We start from the raw sequence: 14,812 nt of genomic DNA, 5'->3' as shown, positions 1-14,812 counted from the left end.
GTGCGTCAAAAAAAATTTACGGACTTGTTGCAGCTCATCCGGACGCATGTCTTGAAGTTTCCCCTCGACGCGAGTCCGTGCTGGATCGCAGGATTGTCAAAATAGTTCTTAAAAGCAATCAAATCTGATATCTTGCATTATTATGACTTTGATCATGGCGCCGCTCGATGCTGGAAGTTATGGTGCAACGCCGCCGCTCTGACCATTCGCGAGGAGGTGCGATGTGACATTTCCGCCTAGTAAAACGTTGAAGTCGTCGCGGCCGTTGGTGATGCATCACCTGATGTTGCTGCAAGGGACACAGTTTGCCTGGATCGGCCGCTCGGCCCTGGCGCAGGGCAGCAATCTCTGGAGCGGCGAGCCGAAGCAAGAGCTGGCCACTCGTTCCAATCCTTTGTTTGCTGTCGCCGATCTGTTCGAGCGCACGCCGCGTGGCCGTTTGAAACGGGCTGACAAGCTGACCGTGCTGCTGGGCTATCCCTATGTGAAGCACGCGGTGCTGCCGTGGCAGGCCGGGCTGACCAACTCAGCGGACTGGCAAAGGTATGCCAATGCAGTGTTTGATGCGCAGGATGGCGTTGCCAATCTGCGGCGCCAGGTGGTGGTCGATCCGGCGCCGTTCGGCCAGCCCCGGCTGGCGGCGGCAGCCGATACCGCGCTGATAGAGGGATTGCAGACGCTGGCCAGGCTGCACAAATTGCGCCTGGTTTCTTGCACCTCATTGTTGACCGCTGCGGTGCAGCGGCACTGGAACTTGCTGGAAGACGATTGTGTCCTGAGCCTGCCGCAACCGGAGGCTCTCGAATGTCTGTTCAGAAAGCGGGGGGCGTGGCAGGGCGTGTGCGGCATGGCGGTCGCGCCGGATGCTGAATTGGCCGCTAGCGTCGCCGCTGCCGCGATGCTAAGCAGGGCCACTGTGGCAACCGAGAGTACCGTTTCCCTGCTGGCAGTGACGCCGTTCTTGAGTGCTCCTAGCCATCCGCAGGAGCAGAGGCATCCTGTGCGCTGGCTGGGGCCCGCGCATCCCTGGCTGACAGGCAGCCGCGGCCTTGAGCGCCTGCATGGTTTCGCGCGCGGCCTGGCGCTGGCCGGACCAGCTGTTGCCGACGCGCCGGCTGTGGATCAAGCCGACGCCAGGGGCTACAAGTGGGGATACTGGACGGCCGACAATCTCATGGCGGAGCAGTCCGGACGCTATGGCGCATGGGGCAAGCAGACATCGCGCCATCCCCTTAACTGTTCCAGCTTCAGCGTGATTTATTTCAGGCCGCGGCCGCCGGCTTCCCAGCGGACAAAGGGGTTGCGATGAGCGATCACCCCTTGACGCTGCGGACTGCGGACGCCAGCCCGGTGCTGGATTTTGTGCGGTCGCAAACGCGTCCCAGCCCGCGCTTATCGTTGATACTGTTGACGGTACTGGTGGCGGGTGGACTGGCATGGCAGGGAGGACGGGTGTGGACGTCAAGCAAAATTGCTGCCGCCATGCCTGAAAAATCCATGAAAATACTGGCGGTCGTTGAGAAGAACAGCGATGTGCCGGCGCTGGCAGAGGAAAACGATCGCGCTCAGCTCGCGGCGGGGGAGCAGGCGTTCGCCGAAAGGCAGGACAAGCCTGCCGTCGCCGCCGCATTGCGGGCACACGATAAGACAAGGACAGATCTTGGAGCACGACCAGCACGACCGCGGCCGGTGCCGCATCCACCATCACGCGTGATGGTGGCAAGCGGAGAGAAGCCGGTCGATCATGCCGGCGCGGAAGCGTTGCCGGCAAGCGCAGGGCGGCCCGAACCGCAGCAAGCGATCGTCATGCCTGAAGTGACGCTCAAAAGCCATGTGCGCCTGACGGGCGAGACGCTCAATTAAATGCGCCGCGCGGCCGTGCCTGCCTAAGCGGCCAGATCTGCTTCCGAAGTAAACGAATCCGCATAAAATTCATCCGCCGGCAATTTGCACTGGGCGACAAAATCGCGCTGCGCCGATTCCACCACCACCGGCGCGCCGCAGGCATACACCTGGTAGGCGGACAGGTCCGGCAGATCGTCGATCACGGCCTGATGCACGAAGCCGCTACGGCCCTGCCACTGGTCTTCCGGCAGCGCATTCGAAATCACCGGCACGAACTTAAAGTTCGGCAGCGTCGCCGCCCATTCCTCGCATAGCGCCATCATGTACAAGTCTTGCGGCCGGCGGCCGCCCCAGTACAAGGTGATCGGACGTTGCGAGCCAGTGTGGGCGCATTGCTCGACCAGCGCCTTGATCGGCGCGAAGCCGGTGCCCGAAGCCAGCAGCACCATCGGCTTGTCCGAATCTTCGCGCAGGAAGAAAGTGCCTAGCGGGCCTTCCAGGCGCAGGATGTCGCGCTCTTTCAGGGTGCTGAATACCTGGTCTGTAAACAAACCGCCCGGCATGTGACGGATATGCAGCGTCAGATGCTCATCCTTGTAGGGGGCGTTGGCCATGCTGTAGCTGCGGCGCTTGCCATCACGCAGGATGAATTCGATATATTGGCCGGCCAGGTATTGCAGGCGCTCATTGGCCGGCAGTTGCAGCGACAGCACGACTACGTCGTCGGCCACCTTGTCGATCTTGGCTACCCGGGTCGGCATTTTACGCACCGGGAATTCACCGATGCCGGCGACTTCGCGCGCCTCGATGGTGACGTCGGAATGCGGCGTGGCGCAACAGAACAGGGCGAAGCCCAGCTGTTCTTCTTTCACCGGCAGCGCTTTTTCCTGGTGCGCGCCATGGCTGATCTCGCCGTCCAGCAGCTTGCCCTTGCAGGAACTGCAGGCGCCGTTCTTGCAGCCGTAAGGCAGGCCGACGCCGGCGCGTATCGCCGCGTTGAGGATGGTTTCGCCGTCGTCGCAAGTAAATTGTCGGCCGCTAGGCTGAACCGTTATCTGAAAACTCATACAATCCTGTAATGAAAAATATAAATGTAAAACCGCACCATGGCCATAAGCTTGGCAAGCCGCGCCTGCTGATTCTCGGCTGCGGCGATGTCGGGCTGCGTTTGTTGCGGCTGCTGCAACACCGGTTCCGCGTCTTCGCGGTCACCAGCCAGCCGGCCCGCTGCGCCGAGCTGCGCGCCGCCGGGGCGATTCCGCTGGTGGCGGATCTTGATCAACCGTCAACATTAGGGCGCCTGGCGCGTCTGGCGCAGATAGTCGTGCATCTGGCGCCGCCGCAGTCTGCCGGCGAAAAAGACCGGCGCACCCGCAATCTGGCCGCCATTTTACCCGAGCGCGCCACTCTTGTTTATATCAGCACCACTGGCGTCTACGGCGATTGCGGCGGCGCGCTGATCGACGAAACCCGGTGGTTGGCGCCGCACAACGGCCGCGCCAAGCGCCGTGTCGACGCGGAACAGGTGTTGCGCGCCTGGGCCCGGCGCCGTAATGGCCGGCTGGCGATCCTGCGCGTGCCCGGCATTTACGCGGCCAACCGCCTGCCGCTGGAACGCTTGCACAAGGCAACCCCAGCCCTGATCGCTGAAGACGACGTATACACCAACCATATCCACGCCGACGACCTGGCGCGGATTATCGCCGCCGCGCTGTTCAAGGCGGCGCCGTTACGGGTTTACCACGCCAGCGACGATTCCTGGCTGAAGATGGCGGAATATTTCGACCTGGTGGCCGAGACCTTCGGCCTGCCGCCACCGCCGCGCTTGCCGCGCGCCGAACTGGCGCAGGTAGTGTCGCCGATGTTGCTGTCGTTTATGTCGGAATCGCGCCGTCTGCAAAATCGGCGCATCAAGCTGGAGCTGGGGGTGCGCCTGCGCTTTCCTGACGTTGCAGCGGCTTTGCCGGCGCTGGCGGCGGATCAGCAAGCCAAGCCTGGCGGCTAAAGTCTGCTTCTATGCGAAGGTTTATATCTGTTTTTTGCATAAGCATAGAAGTTATAAGTTGTTGTAAGGCGGAAAGTTGACCGATAAAGTGAAAAGTAAATAAAAAATCCACTTTATATGCGCCTGCCGATTAAGCGGCGCTGCAACTTCCCCATGAAATTATCTTTCAAGCACGTCAACAAGCAGTTTTCCGGCTTGCCGGTGATAGCCGATTTCAGCCGAGAAATCGAAGAGGGCGAACTGGTCGCGCTGGTCGGACCTTCCGGCTGCGGCAAATCGACGCTGCTGCATCTGGCGGCCGGCCTCGGCGCTCCTAGCAGCGGCGCGGTGCTGGCCGACGGCAAGAGCATCAAGGGGCCGCACCCCGAACGCATGCTGATGTTCCAGGAAAATGCCTTGTATCCGTGGCTGACGCTGGAAGCCAACGTCGCGCTGGCGCTCGAGCTGCAAAAAGTCGGCAAGGCGAGCGCCCGCCAGCAGGCGCGCGACTGGCTCGCCAAGGTCAGCCTGCAGGGTTTCGAAGCCTACTATCCGCACCAGGTATCCGGCGGCATGCGGCAGCGGGCGGCGCTGGCGCGCGCTTTCATCAGCAAGCCGAAAGTGCTGTTGCTTGATGAGCCGTTTGGCGCGCTCGACGCCTTGACCCGCATGACCTTGCAAGATTCCCTGCGGCAGCTGATCCGGGAAGAACGTCCGACCGTGCTGCTGGTCACCCACGATGTCGACGAAGCCTTGTTCCTGGCCGACCGCATCCTTGTGTTCAGCCCGCGTCCGGCCACGGTGCTGCGCGAGTTCAAGCTGAACCGGCATGAAAAGACCCACGATCTGTCCGAATTTGCCGCCACCCGGCGGGAGATTCTTTGCCTGCTCGGGATTCACGCCGAGCAGGACGCATTCGCCAAAAAACTTGAGGATATCGCCGCATGAGACTTATAAACTTCGTCATTAACTTCGTCGACCTCAGATTCAAAGCTGTATTGCTGTTGCCGGCGCTGTTGCTGGCGCTGTCAGGCCATGCCGCGGCCGCGGAAAAATTCAAGATCGGCTATCTGCGCGTGATGGACGATGCGCAGGCGATCGCCGCGTTTGAAGGCGGCTTCTACAAGAAACATGGCCTGGATGTCGAACTGATCGAATTCAAATCCGGCACCGATCTGATCAAGGCCATCGTCGGCGGCCAGCTGGATAGCGGTGTGCTCGGCTTTACCAATGCCGCGGCCTGGGCTTCCAAGGGCGCCGACCTGAAAGTGGTGGCCGGCGCCCAGCACGGCTATCACGCGCTGGTGGTGCGTGAAGACAGCGGCATCAAGGATGTCGCCGGACTCAAGGGTCATACCCTGGCTTCGCAGGCGGAAGGCAGCACCGCCGACACCGTGCTGAAAGGCGTGACGCTGAAGAACGCCGGCCTCAAAGCCGATGACGTCAACATCCTTGGCGTCAGCCCGCAGGTAGCGGTGCAGTCGCTGGTCGGCAAGCGCGTCGATGCCGCTTTCCTGTTCGAACCGCAGGCCAGCATTGCGAAACTGGTGGCGCCGGTCAAGCAGATCTATGAAGTCGGCGAAGTCTGGCCTTTCCCTTGCATGGTGGTGATCACTTCCGGCGAGACGCTGGCGAAACGGCGCGAAGCAGTCTGGAAATCGCTGGACGCGCAGCGCGAGGCGATCAATCTGCTGCAGAAAGATCCGGCCTCGGCGTCGAAACTGATCGCAGGCTATTTCATCGCCGACCCGACCCTGAAAACCCTGAAGCAGGGCGATCTGCCGCGCGAAACGGTGATCGCCGACGCTATCAAGAGCCAGACTTTCAGCGCTGTGCTGACGGCCAAGGAACTGGCGCGCATGCAGGAATTGGCGAACATCCTGCAACAGCAGGGTTCATTGAAAACGCGCGACGGCAAGCCGTTCAACGTTAACGCGATCATCGATCTCGACTGGCAAAAAGACCGCAAGCTGTGACCTGCCCGCGGGCCACTGGTTTTTCTCAACAACGACGTATTGTTCTGGTTCATCTATGAGTACTCAAAGCCGGCTGCTCGGTTACCGCAAAAAGCTCGCCATGCTGCTGGCCATCGTGTTCATCTTCCTGCTGTGGCAGATCGCCGCCTGGTCCTTGCCGGATTTCCTGATGCCGGGCGTGCTGCCGGTGCTGGGACGTTTGTGGCAAGAGGCGCAGACTCCTGAGTTCCGCACCGCTTTGTGGGGTAGTCTGACCCGTCTCGGCGGCGGCTATGCGGCGGCGATGCTGTTCGGCATCGGCTTCGGCCTGGTGGGCGCGGTGCTGTTCTTCTTCCGCGAGGTGCTGAAATCGGCCATCATCATCCTGCAGTCTATCCCCTCGATTGCCTGGGTGCCGCTGTTCCTGATACTGATGGGTTTCGGCAACCTGCCGATCATGGTGGTGGTGGCGCTGGCGGCCTTTTTCCCGGCAGCGCTGAGCGTCATGAACGCCACCGAAAGCGTGCAGCAGGTGCACGTCTCGGCAGCGCGGGTAATGGGCGCAACGCGCTGGGACATGTTGAAGCGGGTGTACCTGCCGGCGGTCATGCCGGAGCTGATCACCGGCGCCCAGCTGGCGTTCGGCAATGCCTGGCGCGCGCTGATTTCGGCCGAGATGCTGATCGGTTTCGGCAAGGGCCTGGGGCGCACCCTGGCTTATGCAGGTGAAACCGCCGACATGGTCGGCGTCATGACCAACATCCTGGCGGCGCTGATCGACCAGTTCATCCTGGAAAACCTGAAGCATCGCGTGTTGCGCTATCAGTACGTCTGACGGTGTCTGGCTGATTTCCATGAAAGCTCTGTCGTGCTTCTGCTCTCGTGCCGCTCTCTTCCTGCTGCTGGCTTGCGTCTTGCATGCCGGCGCCGGCGCGGCGAGCTTGCCGCAGATCAGGCAGCGCGGCACATTGCTGGTCGGCGTCAGCCATGTGCCGCCGCCATACGTTGCCGGCGCCAAGTACCGCACCCAGGAAAGTTTTGACCAGACCGTGGCGGCGGACCTGGCGCGGCGGCTCGGCGTGCGCCTGCAGACGGTCGCGCTGACGGCGCAAAACCGCCGCCAGGCGCTGGCGCAAGGGCAGGTCGACTTGTTGCTGCTGAACCTGCCGGATGCCGAGGCCGTTGCTTTGCGCGCCAGCGCCAGCCTGTCGCCGACCGCCTACCAGGCCGGTCCCAAACTGATCATGCGCAACGACACCGACATCAAGCGCCTGGCGCAACTCAAAGGGCGCAGCGTCTGCCTGGCGCAAGGCAGCGCCTATGCCGGAACCATGGCGGCCAATTACGCTGCGCGGGAAAAAATCTACCCGGCGCCAGCCGATGCCTTGCTGGCGCTGCGGACCGGCGCCTGCGATGCTGCGGTACATGACGACGCCGTCCTCAACGGTATGCTGGCGCTGCCTGAGTGGAAAAAATTTTCGGCCAGTTTGCCGCTCAAGGCTATGCCGGTGCGGCTGACCTTTGCGGTGCGGCAGGAAGATGATGAGCTGCGTGCCTATCTGCAACGGCTCAACCGGGAGTGGGGCAGCAGCTACTGGCCGGCGCAGCAAAAAAAATGGATCAACGACGTCGCCTTCGAAGTCTACCTGGACCAGAACGTCCCCGATTGCCACTGAATTTCATTCAGCTGGCACTTCTCTGCATGCAGCCGATTTATTTCCTATTGCCCTGGATAGCAACTAAAATCCAAGATAGATCGCGTCTTTTTTCCATCGAATCTACGGAGAAGCCGTCGCATAAAAGAATTTAATGTGGCGGCGTCCCTGCTAGGATTCGATCTGCAAGAGCCGTCCCCGGACTCCCACGCCTAACGATGGGTGCCGTTATTAAAAAAACATTATATTAAAGACAGACGAAAGGAAAAGCCATGTACGCACGGACCAAATTGATGATGGTTATGTTGGCAGCATTCCCAGCGCTCGCAATGGCGCAGGAGACACAGGTAGTAAAGATCGGCTTTAGCAGCCCGCTGACCGGCCCTCAGGCATCGGCCGGCCGCGACAACCAAGGCGGTCTGGCCATGGCGATCGACAAGCTGAATAGCCAGGGCATGGTTATCGGCGGCAAGAAAATCAAGTTTGAAGCGCAAATGGAGGATGACCAGGCCGATCCGCGTGCCGGCGTCGCCGTAGCGCAAAAGCTGGTTGACATGGGCGTCAAGGCGGTGGTCGGTCCGTATAATTCCGGGGTGACGATTCCTGCGTCGCGCGTGTATAACGATGCCGGCATCGTCATGGGCACTGTCGCCTCCAATCCGAAAGTGACTCTGCAAGGCTTCCACTCGGTGTTCCGCGTGGCTGCCAGCGACAGCCAGCTGGGCGGCAAGATGGCGCTGTATGCGGCCAAGGAACTGAAGGTCAAGACAGTCTCAATCATCGACGACCGTACTGCCTACGGCCAGGGCCTGGCGGAAGAGTTCTCGAAGGTCGCCAAGGCGAACGGCATCAAGGTGCTGGGCAACGATTTCACCAACGACAAGGCGACCGACTTCACCGCTATCCTGACCTCCATCAAGGCCAAGAAGCCGGATGCGATTTTCTTCGGCGGCTACTCGCCACAGGGCGGTCCTATGATGCGTCAGATGAAACAGCTGGGCGTAGACGTCAAGTTCCTGGGCGGCGATGGCATTTGCGCACCGGAAATGGGCCGCCTGGGCGGCGATGCGATTACCGACCAGGTGTACTGCACCCAGGGCGGCGCCTTGCTGGACAAGCTGGCTTCCGGCAAGACTTTCGCAGCGGATTACCAGAAGCGTTACAGCCGTCCTGCGGAAACCTATGCAGCCTCGTTCTACGACGGCATGATGCTGATCGCCCAGGCGATGAAAGACGCCAACTCGGTCGATCCTAAGCAATACGCCGCGGCGCTGGAAAAGATCCACTACAAGGGCGTTGCCGGCGTATATGAGTTCGACGCCAACCACGACCTCAAGCAGTCGCCAGTGACGGTGTACCGCTTCAAGGCTGGCGCACCAGAAGCGCTGACCAGCTACTAAGTACTACCGGGGCCGGCCGCGCTAAGCGTAGCCGGCCTTTTTTCTGAGGCTGCCGCATCGTGTCGCCGGCCATGCAGTTCTTTCTCGTTTCTCCAAAAAATTCCCATGCTAAGTTACACACGCACCATCCATACGGTCGACGCGCACACCGGCGGTGAGCCGCTGCGCATCGTGATTTCCGGCTTGCCGTCGGTGCCCGGCAAGACCATCCTGGAACGCCGCAGCTGGCTCAGGGCGCAGCGCGACGACCTGCGCCAGTTCCTGATGAACGAGCCGCGCGGCCACGCCGACATGTACGGCGCCTACCTGCTGCCGCCGGTGACCGAGGCCGCGGATTTCGGCGTGATTTTCATCCATAACGAAGGCTATAGCGACATGTGCGGCCACGGCATCATCGCGCTGGGCAAGGTGCTGGTCGAACTGAATCATGTCGAGCGCACGGTGCCGTTGACACGCATCGGCTTCGACACGCCGGCCGGCTTCATCGAAGCCCAGGTCGAGTGGGACGGCCAGCGTGCCGGCGCCGTCACCTTCCGCAACGTGCCGGCCTTCATCTATCAGCGCGATGTCGAAGTCGAGACGCCGAGTTTCGGCAAGGTCAGCGGCGACATCGTGTTCGGCGGCGCCTTTTATTACTACATGAATGGCGACCAGGCCGGCGTCAAGATCAAGCCGGAGCAGGTGCGCCAGCTGATACAGCTGGGCGCGGAAACCAAGCAGGCGGTCAAGGATAAGGTGAAAATCCAGCATCCGCAGGAGCCGGGCCTGGATACTCTGTACGGCACCATCATCGACGGCGCGCCGAACGATACGGCGGCGGACCAGGCCAACGTCTGCATCTTTGCCGACCGCGAAGTGGACCGCTCGCCTACCGGCACCGGTACTTCCGGCCGCGCCGCGCAGCTGTTCCTGCGGCAGAAGCTGGCCCTGAATCAGACGCTGGTGAATGAAAGCATCGTCGGCAGCTGCTTCCGCGTGCGCGTGACGGCAACCGCCAAGGTGGGCGGCTTCGACGCCGCCATTACCGAAGTCACCGGCAATGCGCATATCATGGGTTTCAACCAATGGGTGCTGGAAGACAGCGATCCGTTCCCGCAAGGTTTTTTCTTGCGTTAATATTTTTCTTCGCAGCTCAAGCGTTTTCTCTGATCAGTTGAGGACAGAGTAATTCGCCACGCTGCGGTGGCTCTTAAACCCTATCCGGGCGACTCTGTCCCACAAAAAATAAATGAAAATTTTTGACGCCGAACAGACCGCCGCTGCACTTCCTTATGCTGAACTGGTGCCGGCGCTGGTCAAGGTTGCGCAGCAGCTGCGCGAGGGCAGGATCAATGCGCCCGAGCGCATGGTGGTGGAAATCGACAAGGCCAGCGTGCTGTTGTGCATGCCGGCGGTCGCCGCCGACATCGGCATGACCAAGCTGATCACGGTGCACGCCAACAATGCCCAGCATCACTTGCCGGCGATCCAGGGCGAGGTGGTGGTGTTCGACGCCGCCAGCGGCCGTCGCCTGGCGCTGCTGCATGGGCCTACCGTCACCGCGCGCCGTACGGCGGCGGTTAGCCTGCTCGGCATCGAGGCTCTGCTGCCGCGCAAGCCGCAGTCCGCGCTGTTGATCGGCACCGGCGTCCAGGCCATCGCCCATGCCGACGGCCTGGTTGATTATTTTGGCGTCAGCGAATTCTGGGTATCGGCCCGCGACCTGGCCAAGACCCAGGCTTTTTGTGATCTCCTGCAGCGGCGTCATCCGCAGATCAAGATCGCTCCGTTGGCCGCTGTGGCGCTGGCCAGCGAGCTGCCGCATACCGACCTGGTGATTGCCCTGACCACCTCGCGTACGGCGGTGATCCCGCCGCATATCGCGGCGGATACGCTGGCGATAGGCGTCGGCGCATTCAAGCCGGACATGGTGGAATTCCCGGCCGAGCTTTTGCATAGCCGCACCATAGTGGTCGACTGCCTGGCCGGCGCCAAGCATGAAGCCGGCGACCTGATACAGGCGCAGATCGACTGGAGCAAGGTGCGCGAGTTGCCTGACGTTCTGGCGCACGGCTTCGTCCAGCAAGCGCAGCTGCCGGTGTATAAAACGGTAGGCCAGGCCGCCTGGGACCTGGCTGCGGCGCGGGTAGCGATTGCCTCTTTGTGATCCGTCCGGTTTCGGGTTTTATAGAAAACGCTGCAAGGCCGGCCAGCGTTTTGTCATGAGCTGGTCAGCCCCAAGGCGGCCGGCGCCGGCGCACCATATCCAGAACAGCAGCAAGCCGTAGAGCACTTCGGGCAGGTAGAGAAACCAGTCGTACCAGTCGAGCGGGCCAAGGCCGGCGGGGATCTTGTGGATGCCGTCGGTGAACGTTGCGACGCTGACGATCGCCAGCAGGATCAGTGCACTCGGCCTGGTCAGCAAGCCCAGGCTCTATAGGGCGCCGAATACAAACTCAAGCAGGGCGACGAACACCGCATTGAATTCCGGGAAGGGAATGCCGGCATGCTGCATGGTGTCGAGCATGGCGGCCTGGTTGGCCGGCACGAACAGTTTGTTGTAGCCGGAAATCGAGAAAAACAGCCCGACGTTAACGCGTGCAAACAGCAGCGGCAGCCAGTGCAGGGACTGGCGCATTTGGGTGAGGCGATCAATTACAATCATGCGTTTTCCGGTGATAAGACATTGATGACTGTGCAGGCTGCCACTGTCGCTGAGCGATAGTAGACTGTCATCAGCTGCGATTAGTTGCAGGCGCCGGACGCGCCGTCGCCGATGGCCGGCGGCGCACGACACAACACTAAGGAGATGAATTTGATTCGCGACGCCACAGCCGCCGATTGCATGAGCCTGACCGCCTTGTCGATACAAGTCTGGCTGCACACCTACGCAACGGAAGGCGTCAGCGATGACCTTGCGCGCGAAGTGCTGTCGACCTTTACGCCCGCCTATTTCCACGACCTTATTGGCGATCCCGACTACCGTCTGTTCGTCGACGTCGACGAAGAAAATGTGCTGGGCTACATCCTGCTCGATCTGGACTCGCCCTGCGCGGCTGAAAATTACGGTGGCGTCGAGGTCGACACACTCTATGTACAGGAACACTTTCACGGCCGCGGCATCGGCCGCGCGCTGCTGGACCACGCTATACAGAACGCCGGCGCGCGACTGTGGCTGACGGCGTGGGCCGGCAATGCCCGGGCACTGGGTTTCTACAAGGCCTACGGTTTCGCCGACATCGGCATGACCTGGCACGAGTTTGAAGAGCAGAAGTACGAGAACCGCATCCTGGCCTTGCAAGCATCTTAGGCCGACTCCATTGCGTAAGGCAATCTCTCATAACGCCGTCATCCCCGCGAACGCGGGGATCCATTTTTATTGCCATAGTCAGTAATTTGGATTCCCGCGTTCGCGGAAATGACTGGGCCGCATAGGCGGCGTCGCCTAGACCGGGGGGCGTAGCCTGGGGGCGCCAATGTCGGAATAGGGTTGTCGCTAAGCACCCATCCAGGGCAAGCCGGCCTTGCACCAGCCGTTGACGTTCTTGCGATGGCCGTTATTGTCCTTGTCACCCTCGAAGCCTTCCAGGATATTGAAGCAGTTGCTGTAGCCATGTTCGGTCGCCAGCTTGGCCGCATGTTGCGAACGCACGCCGGAGCGGCACAGGAACAGCAGCGGTGTGCCCTTTTCCGCGATCTGCGCCAGTTGCGCCAGGAAATCCGGATTTTGCACACCGCCCGGATACTGCGACCATTGCACCGCTGCATGCTGCGCGTTCTGGATCGCGACACGGCCGACCCAGTCGCGCTCGGCATTGGTGCGCACATCCACCAGGATCGTGGCGGGTTCCGCTTCCAGCAAGGCGAAAGCCTCGCCCGGCGTCACCGCGCCGGCGTAGGGGAGTTGCTCATTCTGGCCGCGCTGCCTGGCGGTGGTGAGGAGTTCGCTGCTGGTGGCCATGATGTTTCTCCTGAAATTGTGGGTTTATCAAGTATTCGATTTAATTACTATCTGTTTGCACCAAAATCGAACAAAATAACAACACATCGCAATATTTGCACAAAAATAGTGCTGTTGCGAGGCCTCGCACCGATGTGGTGACTTGTCTTTGTCGCAACGATACGGCCAAGTGGCCTCAAAAGCGATGAATTCAGCCTTCCGGACAAGCAAATTACAATACCGACTATGGGCCGTTTCGTGAAAGGATGGTGGCATGGATTCTGCTATCATCCTGCCTGAGTTCTGGTCGTACCGAGTTGCTGTCCGGTCATAGTTTCTCACTACCTGTTCATGATGTTACTGCGACGCTGAGTTTGCGCGCAACAGATCCTGGACCGGTGCGCACAATTCAATTCGCAATATTTTCATATTCCTTAGGAGATTCACATGGCAATGACGGCCGCAGAAGTCTTGAAAATGGCAAAAGACAACGAAGTCAAATTCGTTGATTTTCGCTTCGCTGACACCAAAGGCAAGGAACAGCACGTAACTGTCCCGGTCTCTCATTTCGATATCGACAAATTCGAATCGGGTCATGCATTCGACGGTTCTTCTATTGCTGGCTGGAAGGGTATTGAAGCTTCCGACATGTTGCTGATGCCGGATCCTAATACAGCGAACATCGATCCGTTCATGGAAGAAACCACATTGTTCATGCAATGTGACGTCATCGAGCCATCCGACGGCAAGGGCTACGACCGCGACCCGCGTTCGATCGCCAAGCGCGCCGAAGCCTACCTGAAATCGTCCGGCCTGGGCGACACCGCCTACTTCGGTCCAGAACCAGAATTCTTCATTTTCGACGACGTCCGCTGGGGCGCCGACATGTCGGGCTGCTTCGTCAAGATCGGTTCCGAAGAAGCATCGTGGAGCACCGGCGCCAAGCTCGAAGGCGGCAACACCGGCCATCGTCCAACCGTCAAGGGCGGTTATTTCCCAGTACCACCGGTCGACAGTTTCCAGGACATGCGTTCGGAAATGTGCCTGATCCTGGAATCGCTGGGCATCCCGGTTGAAGTGCATCACCACGAAGTGGCCGGCGCTGGCCAGAACGAAATCGGCACCAAGTTCTCGACCCTGGTTGAGCGCGCTGACTGGACCCAGAACCTGAAATACGTAGTCTGGAACGTGGCCCACACCTACGGCAAGACAGCGACTTTCATGCCTAAGCCTATCGTTGGCGACAACGGTTCCGGCATGCACGTGCACCAATCGGTATGGAAAGACGGCAAGAACCTGTTCGCTGGCGACGGCTATGCCGGCCTGTCCGAATTCGCGCTGTTCTACATCGGCGGCATCATCAAGCACGCCAAGGCGCTGAACGCGATCACCAACCCAGGCACCAACTCGTACAAGCGCCTGGTGCCAGGCTATGAAGCACCGGTCAAGCTGGCTTACTCGGCACGTAACCGTTCGGCTTCGATCCGTATCCCGCATGTGGCGAATCCAAAGGGCCGCCGCATCGAAACCCGTTTCCCGGATCCGCTGGCTAACCCGTACCTGTGCTTTGCAGCCTTGCTGATGGCAGGTCTGGACGGCGTGCAGAACAAGATCCATCCAGGCGAAGCAGCATCGAAGGACTTGTACCATCTGCCGCCGGAAGAAGACAAACTGATCCCTACCGTTTGCGCTTCGCTGGAAGAAGCACTGGAAGCGCTGGACAAGGATCGCGAGTTCCTGACCCGCGGCGGCGTATTCAGCGACAGCATGATCGATGCTTACCTGGATCTGAAGATGCAAGAAGTTCAACGCTACCGCATGACGACTCACCCGATCGAATTTGACATGTACTATTCGGTATAAGTCGATACGTAAATCCTGATGGCCGGTCTTGCGCATTGCAGGGCTGGCCGGCAAGATAAAAAGGACAGGAGATTTTTCCTGTCCTTTTTTTATGTGCTTGCTTTTTCCATATTCCCGTCATAAGTAATAATATGTAGGATGGTTTGTCATTGGAAGTTTCTTGACATAAACTAGCGACTCCATTGAATTGC

The 14,812-nt window shown here is 60.1% G+C and carries 16 protein-coding genes; 12 read left to right on the top strand and 4 right to left on the bottom strand.

Annotated features, from left to right (window positions below):
- Nucleotides 1-223 precede the first annotated feature (223 nt).
- On the top strand, nucleotides 224-1,309 hold the full coding sequence (locus BCF11_RS05730; protein WP_143751262.1) for a hypothetical protein: 1,086 nt from the start codon (nucleotides 224-226) through the stop codon (nucleotides 1,307-1,309).
- Nucleotides 1,306-1,863, top strand: coding sequence for a hypothetical protein (locus tag BCF11_RS05725; RefSeq protein WP_098493892.1), 558 nt, complete (start codon nucleotides 1,306-1,308; stop codon nucleotides 1,861-1,863). Before BCF11_RS05730 ends, BCF11_RS05725 begins: the two co-directional genes overlap by 4 nt.
- 23 nt (nucleotides 1,864-1,886) lie before the next feature.
- On the opposite strand, the gene BCF11_RS05720 is transcribed toward BCF11_RS05725, so the two are convergent.
- A complete protein-coding gene (locus BCF11_RS05720; protein WP_098493891.1) occupies nucleotides 1,887-2,912 on the bottom strand; it encodes a CDP-6-deoxy-delta-3,4-glucoseen reductase in 1,026 nt (341 codons plus the stop codon).
- Nucleotides 2,913-2,923: 11 nt separating this feature from the next.
- On the opposite strand from BCF11_RS05720, the gene BCF11_RS05715 reads away from it, so the two are divergent.
- From BCF11_RS05715 to BCF11_RS05680, 8 genes are all read left to right on the top strand, one after another.
- Entirely contained in the window at nucleotides 2,924-3,850 is a 927-nt protein-coding gene (locus BCF11_RS05715; protein WP_098493890.1) for a sugar nucleotide-binding protein, read from the top strand.
- A 153-nt stretch (nucleotides 3,851-4,003) separates the two neighbouring features.
- Complete coding sequence (locus BCF11_RS05710; protein ID WP_098497338.1) at nucleotides 4,004-4,777, top strand: ABC transporter ATP-binding protein; 774 nt, start codon at nucleotides 4,004-4,006, stop codon at nucleotides 4,775-4,777.
- Nucleotides 4,774-5,805, top strand: coding sequence for an ABC transporter substrate-binding protein (locus BCF11_RS05705; protein WP_233212384.1), 1,032 nt, complete (start codon nucleotides 4,774-4,776; stop codon nucleotides 5,803-5,805). The genes BCF11_RS05710 and BCF11_RS05705 overlap by 4 nt, the downstream gene beginning before the upstream one ends.
- A 55-nt stretch (nucleotides 5,806-5,860) precedes the next feature.
- Nucleotides 5,861-6,619, top strand: a complete 759-nt coding sequence (locus BCF11_RS05700; protein WP_098493888.1) for an ABC transporter permease — start codon at nucleotides 5,861-5,863, stop codon at nucleotides 6,617-6,619.
- A gap of 19 nt (nucleotides 6,620-6,638) precedes the next feature.
- Entirely contained in the window at nucleotides 6,639-7,460 is an 822-nt protein-coding gene (locus tag BCF11_RS05695; protein ID WP_098493887.1) for a transporter substrate-binding domain-containing protein, read from the top strand.
- Nucleotides 7,461-7,732: 272 nt separating this feature from the next.
- Nucleotides 7,733-8,839 carry a branched-chain amino acid ABC transporter substrate-binding protein gene (locus tag BCF11_RS05690; protein ID WP_233212383.1) on the top strand — a complete coding sequence of 369 codons (1,107 nt, stop codon included), beginning with the start codon at nucleotides 7,733-7,735 and terminating at the stop codon, nucleotides 8,837-8,839.
- Between the two features lie 105 nt (nucleotides 8,840-8,944).
- Nucleotides 8,945-9,955 carry a trans-3-hydroxy-L-proline dehydratase gene (gene lhpH, locus BCF11_RS05685; protein WP_098493885.1) on the top strand — a complete coding sequence of 337 codons (1,011 nt, stop codon included), beginning with the start codon at nucleotides 8,945-8,947 and terminating at the stop codon, nucleotides 9,953-9,955.
- 112 nt (nucleotides 9,956-10,067) lie between these two features.
- Nucleotides 10,068-10,985: a delta(1)-pyrroline-2-carboxylate reductase family protein gene (locus BCF11_RS05680; RefSeq protein ID WP_098493884.1), complete on the top strand. Its 918-nt coding sequence runs from the start codon at nucleotides 10,068-10,070 to the stop codon at nucleotides 10,983-10,985.
- Nucleotides 10,986-11,003: 18 nt separating this feature from the next.
- On the opposite strand, the gene BCF11_RS05675 is transcribed toward BCF11_RS05680, so the two are convergent.
- Complete coding sequence (locus tag BCF11_RS05675) at nucleotides 11,004-11,243, bottom strand: hypothetical protein (protein ID WP_098493883.1); 240 nt, start codon at nucleotides 11,241-11,243, stop codon at nucleotides 11,004-11,006.
- A 9-nt stretch (nucleotides 11,244-11,252) separates the two neighbouring features.
- Entirely contained in the window at nucleotides 11,253-11,483 is a 231-nt protein-coding gene (locus BCF11_RS05670; RefSeq protein ID WP_098493882.1) for a DoxX family protein, read from the bottom strand.
- Nucleotides 11,484-11,633: 150 nt separating this feature from the next.
- On the opposite strand from BCF11_RS05670, the gene BCF11_RS05665 reads away from it, so the two are divergent.
- Complete coding sequence (locus tag BCF11_RS05665) at nucleotides 11,634-12,128, top strand: GNAT family N-acetyltransferase (protein WP_158229149.1); 495 nt, start codon at nucleotides 11,634-11,636, stop codon at nucleotides 12,126-12,128.
- 186 nt (nucleotides 12,129-12,314) lie between these two features.
- Here BCF11_RS05665 and BCF11_RS05660 read toward each other — a convergent pair whose 3' ends face one another.
- A complete protein-coding gene (locus tag BCF11_RS05660) occupies nucleotides 12,315-12,779 on the bottom strand; it encodes a rhodanese-like domain-containing protein (protein WP_098493880.1) in 465 nt (154 codons plus the stop codon).
- Nucleotides 12,780-13,205: 426 nt separating this feature from the next.
- Here BCF11_RS05660 and glnA point away from each other — a divergent pair, with 426 nt between their 5' ends.
- A complete protein-coding gene (gene glnA, locus BCF11_RS05655) occupies nucleotides 13,206-14,621 on the top strand; it encodes a type I glutamate--ammonia ligase (protein ID WP_092353756.1) in 1,416 nt (471 codons plus the stop codon).
- Nucleotides 14,622-14,812 lie beyond the last annotated feature (191 nt).

The organism is Collimonas sp. PA-H2 (assembly GCF_002564105.1).
GTDB lineage: Bacteria > Pseudomonadota > Gammaproteobacteria > Burkholderiales > Burkholderiaceae_D > Collimonas.
Note: the sequence above shows the minus strand (reverse complement) of the source record. Positions and strands in the feature narration are given on the sequence as shown.